The sequence below is a fragment of the Aeromonas sp. FDAARGOS 1418 genome (assembly GCF_019048585.1).
GTDB lineage: Bacteria > Pseudomonadota > Gammaproteobacteria > Enterobacterales > Aeromonadaceae > Aeromonas > Aeromonas caviae.
In genome coordinates this window covers 2,965,823-2,983,085 of the sequence record NZ_CP077387.1, presented here as the reverse complement: position 1 = coordinate 2,983,085, position 17,263 = coordinate 2,965,823, and the positions used below count along the sequence as shown (strand labels likewise).

Below are 17,263 nucleotides of genomic sequence, written 5' to 3'. Positions count from 1 at the left end.
CGCCATATAACGGCCCCGTCGTCAGCCCACTTCCCGATATTGTGTCTGTGCCCGGACTCTGGCTTGCATCCGGTTATTCATCACCTTGATCACGGCAAAGCGCGGCAGCGTCTTGCTGTTGGTCAGCACCAGTTCGTCGGTCAGGTTCAGGCAAACGCTCGCCTGATCGCCGGCTTCGATGACCATGAATTCCCCCCGACCGTGGGGAGTATCCATCCACACCAGGGATCCCATCTCCGGAATAACATGAGCCTGCTGTTCATGAAAGAACCAGCTTTGCGGCATCAGGGGTTTATAAAAACGGCTGACGGCGATGGCATTGAGGACCAGCTGGACCTGGTGGGGCGTACTCCAGTCGAGTTCAGCGGCCTTGTCCATCAACTGGTAATAGAGGGCGGCATCATCCACACAAAAAGGCTGGGTGGTGAAAGAACAGGGAACAAGTTGCCGACCTTTATATTCGGTGGCAAATATCATGCGATCGGACAAATCCAGCATCAGGCGATCATCCTGAGCGTCATAATGCCACTGCCAATTGTCATTGGGTTGAATACACATGGTGGTGCCCTTATCTAAGCCGTCCCTCGACTTTATTCCATGTCGAGAATTTGAGCAACGTTAAATAAGGGCAACAGGTTATTTTTTAAATATGGGTAACGATCTCTTTGACCAGACCCGGCCCTTTATAAATAAAGCCGCTGTAAATCTGGACAAGACTGGCACCCGCTGCCAGTTTTTCCCGAGCCGCCATGGCACTGTCGATACCACCCACACCGATAATGGGCAGGGCGCCGTCGAGGGCCTTGGCCAGGTGGCGGATCACCTCGGTGCTCTTGTGCTGGAGCGGGCGGCCGCTAAGCCCGCCGGCCTCTGCGGCATGGGGCATGTCATATATCATCTCCCGCTCCAGAGTGGTATTGGTGGCGATGACACCGTCAATACGGTTCTTGATCAAAGAGGCGGCTACCTGATCTATTTCATCGAGTGACAGATCCGGGGCAATTTTCACGGCCAGCGGCACATACTTTTTATATTTCTCGGCCAGCTCCTGTTGGCGCTGTTTCAATGCGGCCAGCAGTTCATCCAGTGCATCGCCATATTGCAATTGACGCAGACCCGGGGTGTTTGGCGAGGAAATATTGACCGCAATATAACCGGCATGGTCATACACCTTGTCCATGCAGAGAAGGTAATCATCCTTGCCTTGCTCGATGGGGGTGTCCTTGTTCTTGCCGATATTGATGCCGATTACCCCCTGATATTTGGCCTCTTTCACCTTGGCCACCAGGTGATCGACTCCCTTGTTGTTGAATCCCATGCGATTGATGATCCCCTCGGCCGGGATCACCCGGAAGAGACGAGGCTTGTCATTGCCGCTCTGGGGTCTGGGGGTCACGGTACCAACCTCGATGAAACCGAACCCCATGGCGCCGAAGGCATCGATGCACTCCCCGTCTTTATCCAGACCGGCGGCCAGCCCCACCGGATTGGCAAAATTAAGCCCCATGACGGTGACGGGGCGTTTGGGCAGAGAGTGGCGGAAGAAACAATCAAGCGGGGTACCGAGAAGGCGGGGCAAATATTTGATGGAGAGATCGTGAGCCTGCTCCGGATTGAGTTTGAACAGGAAATGCCTGGCGAGTGGGTACAGCATGCTTGCTCCTTAAAAAAAGCCCCGGCAACTGGCCGGGGCTTTTGGGGTTATGCCGAGGTTCGGCAATTCAACTGGAGCAGGTTCAACTCTCGCAAGGCCACCGAGAACTTGGCGAACTCGTGCGTGCTCGTGGTCTTGAAGTCGGCCAACATGTGGGTCCAACGGGACAAGAGTTGCTCATGCTCCGAAATCCAGTCGGCCAGTATGGTAGCGCATTCCCCCTGCTCTTTGCACCCTTCCAGTACCACGGAGGTGAGGCTGCGTTGCTGCCAGTCCAGATCTTCGCGGAAGGAGGCCCGCGCCATCGCCTGCCAGTGATTGCCCACCGGCTGATGGTTGATCTGCTCGAGGAACCAGTGCAGATCCAGTTTGGCGCCCAGGCGGTAGTAGACGTTGGCAACCCGCAGGATGTCGGTCTTGTGCTCCGCGGCAATCTGCGCCAGATCCAGGCAGGAGAAGAGGCTGCTCATGTGGGCCACGCGACGGGCGATGGCCTCCGGCACCTGTTTCTCCATCAGGGCGGCGACCGCCTGGCTGTGTTCGGCCACTTCGCTCTCGTCCATTACCTCATAAAGGTGCTGACTCAAGGTCTCGAAGGCCGGGCGGAAGAAGGCGATGTTCTCGCCGATGCTCCAGCTGCGGTTGCGGGCGCGCAGGAACCAGCGGGTGGCGCGGCGCACGATGCGGCGGCTGTAGAACATCAGCTCGAGCTGGGTCTGGGCATCCACCCCGTTGTCACACCCTTCGATGTCACGCCACAGGGCGCCGAGGCCGAACACTTCCCGGGCCATGGCGAAGCAGCAGGCCACTTCCGCCACCGAGGCACCGGTCTCGTCCTTCATCCGGCTGGCGAAGTTGAGCCCCATGTCGTTGACCAGCATGTTAGCCACCCGGGTCGCGATGATCTCGCCTCGCAGCGGATGCTGGGCCAGGGCCGCGCCAAATTGCTGCTGCAACTGGGTCGGGAAGCTGGTGACCAGCATGTTGGCGAGGAAGGGCTCTTCGGTCACTTCCGGGCAGTTGAGCTGCTCTTTGAGCACCATCTTGCCGTAAGCCACCAGCACCGCCAGCTCGGGTCGGGTCAACCCCTGCCCTGCCGCCATCCGCTCGGAGAGCTCCTCGTCGGAGGGGAGGAACTCGAGCGCACGGTCCAGCTTGCCTTCCCGCTCCAGCCCCTGGATGAAACGCTGCTGCTCTTTCAACTGCTCGGCACCACGGAAGGCGGTCACCGAGATGGATTGTGACTGGCGATAGGCGTTGGTGATGACCACCTGGGCCACCGCATCCGTCATCTCGTAGAGCATCTGGTTGCGCTGCTTGAGGGTCAGATCCCCGGCGGCCACCAGTTGGTTGAGCAGGATCTTGATGTTGACCTCGTTGTCGGAGCAATCCACCCCGCCCACGTTGTCGGTGAAGTCGGTGTTGATGCGCCCACCCTGACTGGCATACTCCACCCGGCCAAGCTGGGTGAAGCCCAGGTTGCCACCCTCGCCCACGATGCGGGCACGCAGATCACGCCCATTGACCCGCAGCACGTCGTTGCTGCGATCCCCGACGTCGGCGTCACTCTCGCGGGCGCTCTTCACATAGGTGCCGATGCCGCCGTTCCAGAGCAGGTCGACGTTCAGGCAGAGCAGCGCCTTGATCAGCTCGTTCGGGGCCATGCCGCTCTTGTCGGTGCCGAGCAGGGTCTGCATTTCCGGGCTCAGCTTGATGGACTTGGCAGAGCGCAGGAAGATGCCGCCCCCCTTGGAGATGAGCTCACGGTTGTAGTCATCCCAGCTCGAGCCCGGCAGCTCGAACAGGCGCTTGCGCTCGACGAAGCTCCTGGCCGCATCCGGGGTCGGGTCGACGAAGATGTGCATGTGGTTGAAGGCGCCCACCAGCTGGATGTGCTCGGAGAGCAGCATGCCGTTGCCGAACACGTCGCCGGCCATGTCACCTATCCCCACGCAGGTGAAGTCGGTGGTCTGGCAGTTGATGCCAATCTCACGGAAGTGGCGCTTGACCGATTCCCAGGCGCCGCGGGCGGTGATGCCCATCTTCTTGTGGTCATAGCCGACCGAGCCGCCGGAGGCGAACGCATCGCCGAGCCAGTGGCCGTATTCGAGGCTTATCTCGTTGGCGATGTCGGAGAAGGTGGCGGTGCCCTTGTCGGCCGCCACTACCAGGTAGTAGTCATCCTCGTCGTGACGCACCACGGATTTTGGCGGGATCACCTCGCCCTGGATGATGTTGTCGGTCACATCGAGCAGGCCGCGGATGAACAGACGGTAGCAGGCCTTGCCCTCCTCCTGGATGACGGCACGGGGCGCTCCCGCTGGCATCTGCTTGCAATAGAAGCCGCCCTTGGCACCCACCGGCACGATGACGGTGTTCTTCACCTGCTGGGCTTTCACCAGACCCAGCACTTCGGTGCGGAAGTCCTCTTTGCGATCGGACCAGCGCAGGCCGCCACGGGCCACCTTGCCCCAGCGCAGGTGTACCCCTTCCACTCGCGGGGAGTAGACGAAGATCTCGAACTTCGGCAGCGGCAGCGGCATGTCGGTGATGCTGGAGGGGGCCAGCTTGAAGGAGATGTAGGGCTTGATGTTGCCCGCCTTGTCCAGCTGGTAGTAGTTGGTGCGCAGGGTGGCGTCGATCATCTCCACATAACGGCGAATGATGCGATCGTCATCCAGGTTGGCGACCTGATCCAGCTTGGCCGCAAGCTCCTCGTGCAGCTTGGCGGATGCCTTGGCATCTTGCGATGGCACCTTGGCATCCTGCTTGATGGCCGGATCCAGGCGCTGTTCGAACAGAGTGAACAGCAGCTCTGCGATATCCGGATAACGGGTCAGGGTCTCCTCGATATAGGACTGGCTGAAGGAGACGCCGGTCTGGCGCATGTATTTGGCATAGGCCCGCAGCACGGATACCTGACGACCGGTGAGGCCGGCCCCCAGTACCAGACGGTTGAAGCCGTCATCTTCCAGGGTCTTGTTCCAGATGGCGGCGAAAGCCTGCTGGAAGCGCTGCTGGCTCTGCTCCAGATCGAACGGTTGCTCGCCCCGCAGCAGCATGGAGAAATCGAGGATCCAGAACACCTCGCCGGTGGGGGTCCGTACCTGATACGGGGTCTCGCCGATGACGCGCAGCCCCATGTTTTCGAGCATGGGCAGGACGTCGGAGAGGTGGATGGGTTCGCTTCGGTGGAACAGCTTGAGGCGTACCCGGCGATCGTTCTCCTCCTCCTGGGCGCGGTAGAACAGCATGCCAAGCGGCTCGGCCTCGCTCAATCCATCCAGGGCCATGATGTCCGCCACGGCAGAGCCCGGCAGCACATCTTCCTTGTAGGCGCGGGGGAAGGCGGTGCTGAAACGGCGGCGCAGCTCGTTGCCGCGGGCCTCGCCATAGTGGGAAAGCAGCACGGAATCCAGGCGGTCATCCCAGCTGCGGGCCGCTTCAATCAGGTTGTTCTGTACTTCGTTCACATCCACATCCACGTTGTTGTTGTTGACCCGCACTATGTAGTGGGTCCGTGCCAGCACACCCTCGGTGAAGTAGACGTTGAACTCCACATCGATGCTGCTGCCAAAATATTTCTGCAAAATCTGCTGGGTCTTGACCCGCAGCGCCGTGTTGTAGCGCTCCTTGGTGACATAGACCATGCAGGAGAAGAAGCGGCCGTAGACGTCGCGGCGCACGAACAGGCGCAGCATGTCCCGCTCCTGCATCTCCAGCACCCCGAGACCGGTGGCCAGCAGCTCCTCTTCACGGGCCTGGATCAGCTCGTCGCGCGGGTAGGTTTCCAGCACGTTCAGCAGCGCCTTGTAGGCATGGGAGCCCGTTTCAAAGCCGGAGGCGACCATGATGCGCTCGAGGCGGTGGCTGATGAGGGGGATCTGGGTCGCACTGGTGTTGTAGATGGAGGAGGCATACAGGCCGATGAAGCGATCCTCTCCCACCACCTTGCCGTGCTCGTCGAAACGCTTGATGCCGATGTAGTCCACATAGGCCGGACGATGCACCCGGGACTTGCTGTTGGACTTGGTGAGGATCAGCAAGTCGGAACTGAGGGCCGCGTGACGGGCGCTGGCGGGCATGGTGCCGAGGCGCTGGCCTTCGTCCTTGATGGAGTTCTTCATCAGCCCCAGGCTGGACTCGGGCTGCGGCAGGATCTCGTGATCCCCCTCCACCGCCTTGACGTCGTAGCGACGATAACCCATCAGGGTGAAGTTGTGGGCGGCCACCCATTTGAGGAAGGCGACGCAGGAGTCCACCTCGGCCTGGCTGACCGGGTTCTTGCGTTTGGGCAGCTCCTCGATGATCTCGTTCAGGCGCGTCAGCATGGGCTGCCAGTCTCCCACCGCCAGGGCCACTTCCCGCGCCACCGAGTTGAGCTCGGCAGTCAGGGCGTCCATCTCCTCTTCACCGGTCAGGTGATCGATTTCGATGAGGAAGGCGGTTTCCACCGAGGTCTGCTCTGCGGTGTTGTCCAGATCCAGGATGGCGCCAATCTTGCCGCCTTCGCCGCGGATCAGGTGCAGCGGCTGGTGCAGCATCATGTGGGCGGTGATATTGAGACGCTTGAGGGCCATGCGGATGGAGTCCACCAGGAAGGGGGAATCCTGCAGGATGATCTCGACGATGGTATGGGGAGACTGCCATCCGTGGCGGGTCAGCTCGGGGTTGTAGACCCGGATATAGGGCTCGATGCCGGTACGGTGGTTGAGGGCATTCCACAGACTGAGGGCGGCGCCATAGAGATCGCTGTCATTGCGGTCATGCAGATCAGTGCTGGCCATGTTGCCGTAGAACTTGGCAACGAAACATTCGACCAGGGAGGCACTGTTTTTCGGCAATTTCTGGTGGATCAGACTGAGAACGTTTTCGAGCAGAACGGAGGTAGGGGCGTCTTTCAATGCCATTGCTAGTTTCCTTATCGGACGACATCACAGACACGGCGACATCCACCCAGGATGCCCACCGGTACAGAGTTGCAGCGAAGTGTAATGGCTTGGATCAAGGAAGGCGAGCAAAGGTGATAACGGGATGTTAAAAACAAGGGGCAGATCACGGCTTGGGTTGTGATAAATTTTGCCAAGTTGGCAAAATTCAGAAAATCGCACTGGATGCCGCGCCATTTACCGGATAGATAGTGACTTAAAGCAGATATTTACCCGGATTGATGTTCAAGTTTTGTTAATTTATGCGTTCCAGGGAAATGAAGCGATGATCATCCTGGGTTTTCAGTCGAAAGTAGCCGTGAACGCCGCTCTCCGACACAAAACGCCGGATTTTCTCCAACCCCAGCTCCAGGGTCAGACCCTGCTCGGTACGTACCACCAGGCGGTTCACCTGCCCCTGGTACATCAACATGATCTCGTCGCGGCCAAGGGAGAGCCGAAAAGTGTATTGCCTCATGTCACCTCCTGGTCATCCATGAAAAACGGGCAGGAGAGCCCAGACTCCCCTGCCCGCCGTCGTGACGCTTACTGTGCCAGCGCCTTGCTCACCTTCTCGAACAGATCCCGCGCCAGCCCGTCCAGGTTGGCCAGGCGGGTCAGCTCGGCGCGAACCAGCGCCTTGCGCCCCTCATCGAGCCGCTTGAACTGGATAAGCGGGGTGATGAGGCGGGACGCCACCTGGGGATTGACCTCGTTGAGCTCGATCAAGAGATCGGTCAGGAAGCGATAGCCGCTGCCATCGGCAGCGTGGAACTGCACCTGGTTGTTCATGGCGAAGCTGCCGATGAGCGCCCGCAGCCGGTTCGGGTTGCGGATGCTGAAGGTCGGGTGCGCCATCGCCTGCTTCACGTCATCGAGCACATCCTTGGCCGGCTTGGCCCCCACCAGCCGCAGCCAGTTGTCCAGTACCAGGCCATCATGGGCCCACTTGCCTTCGAAGTCGGCCAAGAGCGCGGCGCGGCACGGCAGCAGATGGCTGTTGGCCACCTGGAGCGCCGCCAGGGTGTCGGTCATGTTGTCGGCAGCCCCGTACTGCTCGCGCACCAGGGTATCGGCCTTCGCGGCATCCAGCGCCGCCAGATAACCCAGTACCACGCCCTTGAGGGCCCGCTTGGCCATGTCGGCATGGACCACCTGATAAGCCGGCAGACGCAGGCTCTCGTAGCACGCCAGCAGGCGGTCGCCAAAGGCGTGGGCCAATGCGGTCTGAATGCCGTTGCGCACCTGGTGGATGGCGTCGATGTCGGCCACCTCAAACAGCTCGGCCAGGGTCGCCTCCCCCGGCAGGGCCAGGATCTCTGCCTTGAGGGCAGGATCCAGTGCAGCCTCGTCCAGAATGGCGACAAAGGCCGCCAGCAGGGTGTGGGAGAGTTCAATCCCCTGCCCGTGCTGGACCCGGGCAACCCCGTCGATCACCGCCTTGTTGATCAGCATCTGGGCAGCATCCCAGCGGGCAAACTCGTTGCGGGCATGGCGCATCAGGAAGGCCAGGGCCTCGTCGCTGTAGTCATAGTGCAGCTTGACCGGGGCGGAGAAGTCCCGCAGCAGGGAGGGGACCGGTCTGACCGGCACCCGATCGAATTCGAAAGTCTGCTGTGCTTCCAGCACGTCCAGCACATTGCCGATGGCCTTGCCCTGATATTGCAGCGTAATGACGGCCCCCTGCTCATCGTAGAGCTCGATGTCGAGGGGGATATGCAGCGGCAGCTTTTGTGGCTGATCCTGGGTCGGCGGGGTGTGCTGGCTCACGTGCAGACGATAGACACCGCTTTCGGCATCGTATTCGTCGGTCACGGTGAGCTCGGGGGTGCCGGACTGGCTGTACCAGCGGCGGAAGCGAGCGAGACCCACCCCGGAGGCATCCTCCATCGCCTGCACGAAGTCGTCGCAGGTGGCGGCAGAGCCGTCGTGACGCTCGAAGTAGAGGCGCATGCCCGCCTGGAAGGCGTCCTCCCCCAGCAGGGTGTGCATCATTCGGATCACTTCAGAGCCCTTCTCGTAGACGGTCAGGGTGTAGAAGTTGTTCATCTCAATCACCACATCCGGGCGGATGGGGTGGGCCATGGGGCCGGCATCTTCGGCAAACTGCGGACCGCGCACGGTGCGCACGTTGTTGATGCGGTTGACGCCGCGCGACCCCAGATCGGAAGAGAACTCCTGATCCCGGAACACCGTCAGCCCCTCCTTGAGGCTTAACTGGAACCAGTCGCGGCAGGTGACACGGTTGCCGGTCCAGTTGTGGAAGTATTCGTGGCCGATCACCCGCTCGATGCCGTGGTAGTCCGCATCGGTGGCAGTGGCCGGGTTGGCCAACACGAACTTGGAGTTGAAGATGTTGAGCCCCTTGTTCTCCATGGCTCCCATGTTGAAGAAGTCCACCGCCACGATCATGTAGATGTCGAGGTCATACTCGAGGCCGAAACGCTGCTCGTCCCAGCGCATGGAGTTGATGAGGCTCTCCATGGCGAAACCGGCGCGGTCCAGGTTGCCCTTGTCCACGAAGATCTCGAGCGCTACCTGGCGGCCGCTTTTGGTAATGAAGTGGTTGCGTTCCACATCGAAGTCACCGGCCACCAGGGCAAACAGGTAACTCGGTTTGGGGAAGGGATCCTGCCACTGCACGAAGTGGCGACCGTCGTCCAGATCGCCGCTCGCGACCTTGTTGCCATTGGAGAGCAGATAGGGGTACTTGGCCTTGTCGGCGGTGATGCGGGTACTGTAACGGGCCAGGATGTCCGGCCTGTCCATGTAATAGGTGATACGACGAAATCCCTCGGCCTCGCACTGGGTGCAATAGGCATCGCCGGATTTGTAGAGCCCCTCCAGTGCCGTGTTGGCGGCGGGATCAATGTCGGTGACCACGGTCAGCACGCACTCGGCCGGCAGGTTGAACAGAGTCAGGCTGCTCTCTCCCTGCTCGGATTGCTGATAGGGCACGCCATCCACACTGACACTGACAAGGTCAAGCCCCTCGCCGTCCAGCACCAGGGGCTCGTTGTGATCGCCGCTGCGACGCAAACGGGAGATGGCGGTGACCCGGGTCAGGGGCTCTTGCAGCTGAAAATCGAGATCCAGGCTGTCACACCAATAGAGGGGAGCCTGGTAATCCTGGCGATATTTGGCCGTCATGGCCTGAGGTTGTTCAGTCATTATTGTGTGCTTCCACGCTTTGTTATTGACGTGTCAGAGGCTGTCACAAGGCTCGGACAGGGTCAAATAGTTTGCATTCAGGCAAAAGAAAGGGCGACCCGAGTCGCCCTTGTCATTTCGTTGCCAGCATCAGCTCTTCTTGCTGAGGGTGGCCAGATCCGCCGTGATGTTGGCCGCTTCCACCTGGTATTCGTCAGGTGCCTCGAAATCGGTCGGCAGTTCATCCAGGCTCTTCACCGTCGGCTTGCCAAGACGGGTCAGCCGCTCGTTGGCTCGCGCCAGCGCCTTTTCGTCCTGTTTGGCCTGTTCAGCCAGCCGCTCGGCTTCGTTCAGGGAGACCGACTTCTTGTCCTTGTCCGCCTGATACTCCTTGATGTCCTGCAGCACATAGGCAAATTCCGGATCCTTGGTGATCCGTGCCTCGTGGGCCGCTTTCAGCTTGGGCAGCAGGCTGGAGAAGTCCCCCAGTCGCTCGTAGCTGGCCGAGGCAATCTTGTCCCAAGGCAAGGCGTTGAACTCGCGGCTCTCCCCCGTCTCACCCGGCGCCACTGCGGTCGGGAAGGCGATATCGGGTGCAACCCCTTTGTTCTGGGTACTGCCGCCATCGATACGGTAGAACTTGGCGATGGTGTACTGCACGTGACCCAGCGGCTGCTCGTAGAAGTCATAGACCTTTGCGAGACTTCGATGCTGCTGCACCGTCCCCTTGCCGAACGAGTTTTCGCCGAGGATCAGCGCACGACCATAGTCCTGCATGGCGGCGGCGAAGATCTCGGAGGCCGAAGCGCTGTAGCGGTCGATCATCACCGACATGGGGCCACCGTAGTAGACATTGCCGTCGTCGTCGCCGTTGACGGTGATGCGACCCATGTGATCACGGATCTGCACCACGGGGCCGCTGGCGAAGAAGAGACCGCTCAGGGCGGAGGCTTCCGTCAGGGCACCGCCGCCGTTGCCGCGCAGATCGACGATGAGGCCGTCGATCTTCTGCTTGTTGAGGCTGGAGATCTCCTTGATCACGTCGTCGTGCAGGTTGACGTAGAAGCTCGGGATCTCGAGCACGCCGATCTTCTTGCCCTCGGCGGTGATCACCTTGGACTTGGCGGCTCTGTCTTCCAGACGCACCTTGTCACGCACCAGCTCCACCAGCTCTGTCTTGGCAGTCGCACCCTTGCCGCGCTGGATCTCCAGCTTCACCTTGCTGCCCTTGGGCCCCTTGATGAGCTCGACCACGTCGTCAAGACGCCAGCCTATGACATCCACAATCTTGCCGTCGTCCTGCCCCACCCCGGTGATTTTGTCATCGGGTTTCAGGTGATTGGACTTGGCCGCCGGGCCGCCTGGCACCAGGGAGCGGATGACGGTAAAGTCATCTTCCGCCTGCAGCACGGCCCCAATCCCCTCCAGCGAGAGGTTCATCTCGGTGTTGAACCGATCGGCACTGCGCGGAGACAGATAGCTGGTGTGCGGTTCGATGGCGCGGGCGAAGGAGTTCATGAAGAGCTGGAACACGTCCTCGCTCTCGGTCTGGGACATCCGCTTGATGGCGTTGTTGTAACGCTTGCCAAGCAGCTCCTTGATCTCGGGCCACTCCTTGCCGCTGAGCTTGAGGCTCAGGGCATCGAACTTGACCCGCTGACGCCACAGCTCGTTGAGCTCGGCTTCATCCTTGGGCCAGGGAGCCCCTTCCCGATCGAAGACGTAATTGTCTTTCTGGGTAAAATCGAAGGGAGTGTCGAGCAGTTTGAGGGCGTATTCGAACCGCTCGTACCGCCGCTGCTGACTCAGGTTGAACATCTCGTAGGCCGGAGCCAGTCGCCCTCGCTCGAGGTCGGTGTCAAAACCGGTACGATATTTCTCAAAACGGCTGATGTCAGAGGCCAAAAACAGGTTGCGGCTGTAGTCCAGATTCTCCAGATACTTGTCAAAGATCACGGAGGAAAAGGCGTCGTCCAGCTTGAACTGTTTGTAGTGGGAGCGGGTAAACAGATTGGCAATTCGCTTGCTGGCCGTAGCATGTTGGCTCTCTTGAGCCAACACAGGCAAATCACTTTCCTTGAGCACCGGCTCGATGGCCTGTGCGAGCCCGGCAAGCGCCAGGCTACAGGCAACGAGTGAAAAACGAATCACGCCATGCTTCAACATTCGTCTCCTTAGAGAACCAGATGCTCGAACTTGACCCGCAACATCATGCCGGTCTGCAATTGAACCTGTACGTCATCCTTGGTCACTTCCTTGATGGTCGCAGGCACGGGGGACTTGCCCAGCACGACGCGCACGCCCTGCTCGACTTTCAGAGTAGCGGCATCCACTTTCACCAGCGGCGCATCGGCGACCGGTGCAGCCTTGGGAGCAGGGGCGGACTTGGGCTTGTCGGAGCGGGGAGCGTCAGCCTTGCGCGGCGCGTTGCGACGCGGCTGCTTGGGCTTGTCTTCCTTCTCCTTGGTGTTGGTGCGGCGGCTGGCAAAGACACGTTCCTTGCTCTCCTTGAGCGCCTGTTTGGCATGCTCGATGTGCTCTTCGGTGAGCAGCTCGCCCGGGTTGCCGTCCAGATCGACACGGGCCTGGCCAGCCTTGAGGCCATGCAGGTAACGCCAGCTGGAGGTGTATTGACGCAGAGCAGAGCGCAGCATGGTCTTGGAGACTCTCTCGTCATCAGCAAGACGCGCGGCCAGATCCTGGAAGATGCCAATCTTGAGTGGCTTGGCCTCTCCTTCAGCGATGAAGCAGGCCGGGAATTTCTCGACCAGGTAGGCGACGATCTCTTTACTGTTCTTCAGCTTTTCAGTGTTTTCCATGTATAACCTTGGCTTTCATATAGACGCACGGGCATGCCCGAACACAACAAAGGCCCCATTATAGAGAGCTTGGGACCTTTTGCGAACCATCTAGCAATGACTTAGAGCATGCTTTCCAAAATTTGCACCGTTTCTTCGAGGCCAATCCGGTCCTGCTCCTCAAAGCGGTTAAAAATTGGACTGTCGATGTCCAGCACCCCGATGATCTCCCCGCCACGGCGCAGCGGGATCACGATTTCCGAGTTGCTGGCACCGTCGCACGCAATGTGCCCCGCGAACTGGTGCACGTCGTCCACCAGCTGGGTCTTGCCCTCGGCAACCGCAGTGCCACAGACGCCGCGCCCGACCGGGATGCGCACACAGGCCGGCTTGCCCTGGAACGGGCCGAGCACCAGGGTCTCGCCCTGCAGCAGGTAGAAACCAACCCAGTTGATGTCAGCCAGTTCCTGATTGAGCAGGGCAGACAGGTTGGCCAGGGTGGCGATCATGTCGGGTTCGCCCTCCAGCAATGCTTGGGCCTGCTGGTTGAGCGTGCGATAAAATGCTTGTTTTTCAATCATGATTAAATGAACTTCACTCCTTGATAATCAATGCAAGGTACCGTCCTGCCTGAAAATTTCAAATCAATTTTCAATTATCCCCCCTCCTGGGGCCCGATGAGAGTCCGTTCAACGTGCCGCGCCCAACGTCAGTTGATGGCGCTGGCCATTGCTCCACTCGATGGTCAGGAGCCAGTCCATCGCCTCGGTCGTACAACTTCCCACCTGGGTCACCCCTCGCCACCCCGTTTGGCTGGGTTCAAACAGCACGGGGATGAGCCCCATGAACATCTCCTTGCCCTCGAACCAGGCCTTGACCGGCGTGATGGTCGGCACACCCCCTTGAAGGCGCAGGACAAAGTCATGTTCAGGGCGGATCGGCAAGCCATCGATGCTGACCGTCAGCGGGCGATCCCCGACGATGAGGCGGCAGGGGCTGTGGGACAGATCACAAATCTGAACATTGGTGCCCTCTTCATGGTCGCTTCCAGTGCCTGAAAACCAGGTTCGATAGGCCATCAGGGAGAGCAAAATGACCAGCACCATGGACAGGTGGACGATTTTGCGTGAAGTGAGTCTCTCTTTCATGAAAAAACAGCTCTGTAAGGTACTTTGAAAATGTAATTTTCGTGATCTGGCGCAAGGTAAAAACTGGCGGACATGAGACCCGCTGAAGCCAAATATATCACTGTTTGTACTGTTATTTTACCGGTCACTTCAGTATCATTCTCAATGGATTTTCATTTAACCACCTTTTGCTTTTCCTTTTATTAACAGATGTTAACGAGAGGATTTTGCAAAACCGGGGTGAAAATGGCCCAGGACACCGGGCAACACAAACAACAGCATCGGAAGCGGAATACAACGATGAGCCATACAACAAACCACCCTGAGTACAACTACACCGTTGTGCGCCAGTTCACCGTCATGACGATTGTCTGGGGTATCGTCGGCATGTCGGTGGGTGTATTGATTGCAGCCCAGCTGATCTGGCCTGCCCTCAACTTCGACACCCCCTGGCTGACGTACAGCCGTCTGCGTCCCCTGCATACCAATGCGGTCATCTTCGCATTTGGTTGCAGCGCCCTGATGGCCACCTCCTTCTACGTGGTGCAACGCACCTGTCAGGTCCGGCTGTTTGGTGGTCCCCTCGCCTCCTTCGTGTTCTGGGGCTGGCAGGCGATCATTCTCTCTGCAGCCATCTCGCTGCCGCTGGGGTACACCACCTCCAAAGAGTACGCCGAGCTGGAGTGGCCCATCGACATCGCCATCGCCGTGGTCTGGGTGAGTTACGCCATCGTCTTCTTCGGCACCCTGGTCAAGCGCACCACCTCCCACATCTATGTGGCGAACTGGTTCTTCGGTGCCTTCATCATCACGGTTGCCGTGCTGCACATCGTCAACAACATGGAAGTGCCCCTCTCCGGCATGAAGTCCTACTCCATGTACTCCGGCGCCATGGATGCCATGGTGCAGTGGTGGTATGGCCACAACGCGGTGGGCTTCCTGCTGACGGCGGGCTTCCTTGGCATGATGTACTACTTCGTGCCCAAGCAGGCGGGTCGCCCCGTCTACTCCTACCGCCTCTCCATCGTGCACTTCTGGGCGCTGATCTCCCTCTATATCTGGGCCGGTCCGCACCACCTGCACTATACCGCCCTGCCTGACTGGGCCCAGTCGCTGGGCATGGTGATGTCCCTCATCCTGTTCGTGCCCTCCTGGGGCGGCATGATCAACGGCATCATGACTCTCTCTGGTGCCTGGCACAAGCTGCGTTATGACCCCATTCTGCGCTTCCTGATCGTCTCCCTGTCGTTCTACGGCATGTCGACCTTTGAAGGCCCCATGATGGCGATCAAAACCGTCAACGCCCTCTCCCACTACACCGACTGGACTATCGGTCACGTTCACTCCGGTGCCCTGGGCTGGGTTGCCATGGTGTCCATTGGCGCCGTCTACCACCTGATCCCGAACCTGTTCGGGCAGGGGCGCATGTACAGCATCAAACTCATCAACGTCCACTTCTGGCTGGCCACCGTGGGCACCGTGCTCTATATCGTCGCCATGTGGATTTCCGGTGTGATGCAGGGCCTGATGTGGCGTGCGGTCAACGACGACGGCACCCTGACCTACAGCTTCGTGGAGGCGCTGCAAGCTTCCTATCCCTTCTACTTCGTGCGCTTCCTGGGTGGCTGCTTCTTCGTCACCGGCATGCTGCTGATGGCCTACAACGCCTACCGCACCGTCACTGCGCCCAAGGGTTCCCTGGAACCCGTCGCACAGCCAGCCTGATTTGAAGGGGTTTAAAGCATGAGCAACAACAACCGTCACGAGATTTTTGAAAAAAGCGTCCCCATGCTGGTCATTGGCATCATCTTCGCCATCAGCCTGGGGGGCCTGGTGGAAATCACCCCCCTGTTCTTCCAGAAGCAGACCAACGAGCCGGTGGAGGGCCTCAAGCCCTACACCGCCCTGCAGATGGAAGGACGCGACATCTACATCCGCGAAGGCTGCACCGTCTGCCACAGCCAAATGATCCGCCCGTTCCGCGCCGAGACCGAACGCTACGGCCACTACTCGGTTGCCGGCGAGAGCGTGTGGGAGCACCCCTTCCTGTGGGGCTCCAAGCGTACCGGTCCGGATCTGGCCCGGGTCGGCGGCCGCTACTCCGATGACTGGCATCGCGCCCACCTCATCAACCCGCGCGACGTGGTGCCCGAGTCCAACATGCCGGCCTTCCCCTGGCTCGAGACCAATGTGCTGAGCGGCGAGCTGACCGGCAAGAAGCTGGCTCTGTTCCGGGATCACTTCGGCGTGCCCTATACCGATGCCGACATCGCCGGTGCCGGTGAGGCCGTCAAGGGCAAGACCGAGCTGGATGCGCTGATCGCCTATCTGCAATCACTGGGCCATGCCCTGAAATAAGGAGTCGGGATATGGATTACGGCACATTTCGCGGCCTGTACACCCTGCTGCTGATGGTCATCATGATTGGCATCATCGTCTGGGCCTACAGCAAGCGCCGCAAGGCTTCTTTCGACGAGGCCGCCAACCTGGTTTTTGCCGATGACGAGCAACCCAGTGCTGATAACAAGAACGCAGGAGCGAAGCAATAATGAGCACTCTGTTTAGCATTTTTGTGACCGTCATAAGCCTTGGCACCATTCTCGGCTGCTTCCTGCTGCTGGCCTGGTGCATGAAGGACAAGATGGGGGCCGACGAGGGCAAACCCATGGGTCACACCTTCGACGGCATCGAGGAGATCAACAATCCCCTGCCGAAGTGGTGGTCCTATATGTTCCTCTTCTTCATCGTCACCGGGCTCATCTACCTGCTCGCCTTCCCGGGCCTTGGCAACTTCAAGGGTCTGCTGGGCTGGCAGAGCTCCAACCAGGATGTGCGTTCCCTGGCCGAGTCCAAGGCAGCGGCGGCTTCCGCCAAGGCCGAAGGACGCGCGGTGGAATACGACCGGGAACTTGCCAAGGCCGACGAGATCTACGGCGCCAAGTTCCGCGAGCTGACCTATCAGGCTGACGGCAAGAGCTACAAGGAGATCACCGAGATCGCCAAGGATCCGGAAGCCCTGAAGGTGGGTCAGCGCCTGTTCCTGCAAAACTGTTCCCAGTGTCATGGCTCCGATGCCCGCGGTGGCCGCGGTTTCCCGAACCTGACCGACAGCGAATGGCAGTGGGGCGGCGCACCCGACCAGATCAAGACCACCATCATGGGCGGTCGTCAGGGGATCATGGCCGCCTGGGGCGAGATCCTGGGTCAGGACGGGGTGAAGGAGGTGGCCTCCTATGTGCTGAGCCTCTCCGGTCGCAAGGTTGATCTGGTGGAAGCCAAGAAAGGGGAAGCACGCTTTGCCATGTGCGCCGCCTGCCACGGCCCGGATGCCAAGGGCGGCATCGCCTTCGGCGCACCGGATCTCACCAACAACATCTGGCTCTATGGCGGCTCCCGTCAGGTGGTCGAACAGACCATCACCCACGGGCGCCACGGCGTGATGCCGGCCTGGAAGGACATTCTGGGGGAAGACAAGGTACACCTGCTCGCCTCCTACGTTTACAGCTTGTCCCACAACGATCGGCAAAATCAGCAGTAACATGTGATAAGCACGTGATTAATCAGCAAAAAGCCTCGACTCTTCGAGGCTTTTTGTTATCTTGTGTT

13 protein-coding genes are annotated in these 17,263 nt (G+C 59.7%); 4 read left to right on the top strand and 9 right to left on the bottom strand.

From position 1 onward, the window contains the following. Positions 1 to 21: 21 nt before the first annotated feature. The 9 genes from I6L48_RS13925 to I6L48_RS13885 form a co-directional block, all read right to left on the bottom strand. A complete protein-coding gene (locus I6L48_RS13925; protein WP_041211431.1) occupies positions 22 to 558 on the bottom strand; it encodes a cell division protein ZapC in 537 nt (178 codons plus the stop codon). A gap of 85 nt (positions 559 to 643) precedes the next feature. Then, positions 644 to 1,654 (bottom strand): quinone-dependent dihydroorotate dehydrogenase, encoded by a 1,011-nt coding sequence (gene pyrD, locus I6L48_RS13920; protein ID WP_143237545.1) that lies wholly within the window; start codon positions 1,652 to 1,654, stop codon positions 644 to 646. A gap of 47 nt (positions 1,655 to 1,701) precedes the next feature. Continuing rightward, entirely contained in the window at positions 1,702 to 6,564 is a 4,863-nt protein-coding gene (locus I6L48_RS13915) for an NAD-glutamate dehydrogenase (RefSeq protein ID WP_216987342.1), read from the bottom strand. Between the two features lie 274 nt (positions 6,565 to 6,838). Next, positions 6,839 to 7,060, bottom strand: a complete 222-nt coding sequence (locus I6L48_RS13910) for a DUF2835 family protein (protein WP_010674767.1) — start codon at positions 7,058 to 7,060, stop codon at positions 6,839 to 6,841. 68 nt (positions 7,061 to 7,128) lie between these two features. Then, positions 7,129 to 9,753, bottom strand: coding sequence for an aminopeptidase N (pepN, locus tag I6L48_RS13905; RefSeq protein WP_216987341.1), 2,625 nt, complete (start codon positions 9,751 to 9,753; stop codon positions 7,129 to 7,131). A gap of 129 nt (positions 9,754 to 9,882) precedes the next feature. Beyond that, complete coding sequence (gene prc, locus I6L48_RS13900) at positions 9,883 to 11,898, bottom strand: carboxy terminal-processing peptidase (protein ID WP_041211433.1); 2,016 nt, start codon at positions 11,896 to 11,898, stop codon at positions 9,883 to 9,885. A gap of 8 nt (positions 11,899 to 11,906) precedes the next feature. Then, positions 11,907 to 12,551, bottom strand: a complete 645-nt coding sequence (gene proQ / locus I6L48_RS13895; protein WP_010674770.1) for an RNA chaperone ProQ — start codon at positions 12,549 to 12,551, stop codon at positions 11,907 to 11,909. A gap of 101 nt (positions 12,552 to 12,652) precedes the next feature. Then, the gene (locus I6L48_RS13890) at positions 12,653 to 13,111 is read right to left on the bottom strand and encodes a GAF domain-containing protein (protein WP_113070251.1); all 459 of its coding nucleotides are present in this window, start codon (positions 13,109 to 13,111) and stop codon (positions 12,653 to 12,655) included. 108 nt (positions 13,112 to 13,219) lie between these two features. After that, on the bottom strand, positions 13,220 to 13,678 hold the full coding sequence (locus I6L48_RS13885; protein WP_048207708.1) for a hypothetical protein: 459 nt from the start codon (positions 13,676 to 13,678) through the stop codon (positions 13,220 to 13,222). Positions 13,679 to 13,957: 279 nt separating this feature from the next. Here I6L48_RS13885 and ccoN point away from each other — a divergent pair, with 279 nt between their 5' ends. Genes ccoN through ccoP form a run of 4 tightly spaced genes read left to right on the top strand, consistent with a single transcriptional unit; the run spans position 13,958 to position 17,195 of the window. Beyond that, positions 13,958 to 15,382: a cytochrome-c oxidase, cbb3-type subunit I gene (ccoN, locus tag I6L48_RS13880; protein ID WP_010674773.1), complete on the top strand. Its 1,425-nt coding sequence runs from the start codon at positions 13,958 to 13,960 to the stop codon at positions 15,380 to 15,382. An 18-nt stretch (positions 15,383 to 15,400) separates the two neighbouring features. Then, positions 15,401 to 16,015, top strand: coding sequence for a cytochrome-c oxidase, cbb3-type subunit II (ccoO, locus tag I6L48_RS13875; RefSeq protein ID WP_010674774.1), 615 nt, complete (start codon positions 15,401 to 15,403; stop codon positions 16,013 to 16,015). 11 nt (positions 16,016 to 16,026) lie between these two features. Then, entirely contained in the window at positions 16,027 to 16,206 is a 180-nt protein-coding gene (locus tag I6L48_RS13870; RefSeq protein WP_010674775.1) for a CcoQ/FixQ family Cbb3-type cytochrome c oxidase assembly chaperone, read from the top strand. Beyond that, positions 16,206 to 17,195 (top strand): cytochrome-c oxidase, cbb3-type subunit III, encoded by a 990-nt coding sequence (gene ccoP / locus I6L48_RS13865; protein ID WP_113070250.1) that lies wholly within the window; start codon positions 16,206 to 16,208, stop codon positions 17,193 to 17,195. Before I6L48_RS13870 ends, ccoP begins: the two co-directional genes overlap by 1 nt. The last annotated feature ends 68 nt before the right edge of the window (positions 17,196 to 17,263 follow it).

Coding starts and splice junctions, on each gene's coding strand:
- I6L48_RS13925 (WP_041211431.1), bottom strand. CDS start 558: ATGTGTATTCAACCCAATGACAATTGGCAGTGGCATTATGACGCTCAG.
- pyrD (WP_143237545.1), bottom strand. CDS start 1,654: ATGCTGTACCCACTCGCCAGGCATTTCCTGTTCAAACTCAATCCGGAG.
- I6L48_RS13915 (WP_216987342.1), bottom strand. CDS start 6,564: ATGGCATTGAAAGACGCCCCTACCTCCGTTCTGCTCGAAAACGTTCTC.
- I6L48_RS13910 (WP_010674767.1), bottom strand. CDS start 7,060: ATGAGGCAATACACTTTTCGGCTCTCCCTTGGCCGCGACGAGATCATG.
- pepN (WP_216987341.1), bottom strand. CDS start 9,753: ATGACTGAACAACCTCAGGCCATGACGGCCAAATATCGCCAGGATTAC.
- prc (WP_041211433.1), bottom strand. CDS start 11,898: ATGTTGAAGCATGGCGTGATTCGTTTTTCACTCGTTGCCTGTAGCCTG.
- proQ (WP_010674770.1), bottom strand. CDS start 12,551: ATGGAAAACACTGAAAAGCTGAAGAACAGTAAAGAGATCGTCGCCTAC.
- I6L48_RS13890 (WP_113070251.1), bottom strand. CDS start 13,111: ATGATTGAAAAACAAGCATTTTATCGCACGCTCAACCAGCAGGCCCAA.
- I6L48_RS13885 (WP_048207708.1), bottom strand. CDS start 13,678: ATGAAAGAGAGACTCACTTCACGCAAAATCGTCCACCTGTCCATGGTG.
- ccoN (WP_010674773.1), top strand. CDS start 13,958: ATGAGCCATACAACAAACCACCCTGAGTACAACTACACCGTTGTGCGC.
- ccoO (WP_010674774.1), top strand. CDS start 15,401: ATGAGCAACAACAACCGTCACGAGATTTTTGAAAAAAGCGTCCCCATG.
- I6L48_RS13870 (WP_010674775.1), top strand. CDS start 16,027: ATGGATTACGGCACATTTCGCGGCCTGTACACCCTGCTGCTGATGGTC.
- ccoP (WP_113070250.1), top strand. CDS start 16,206: ATGAGCACTCTGTTTAGCATTTTTGTGACCGTCATAAGCCTTGGCACC.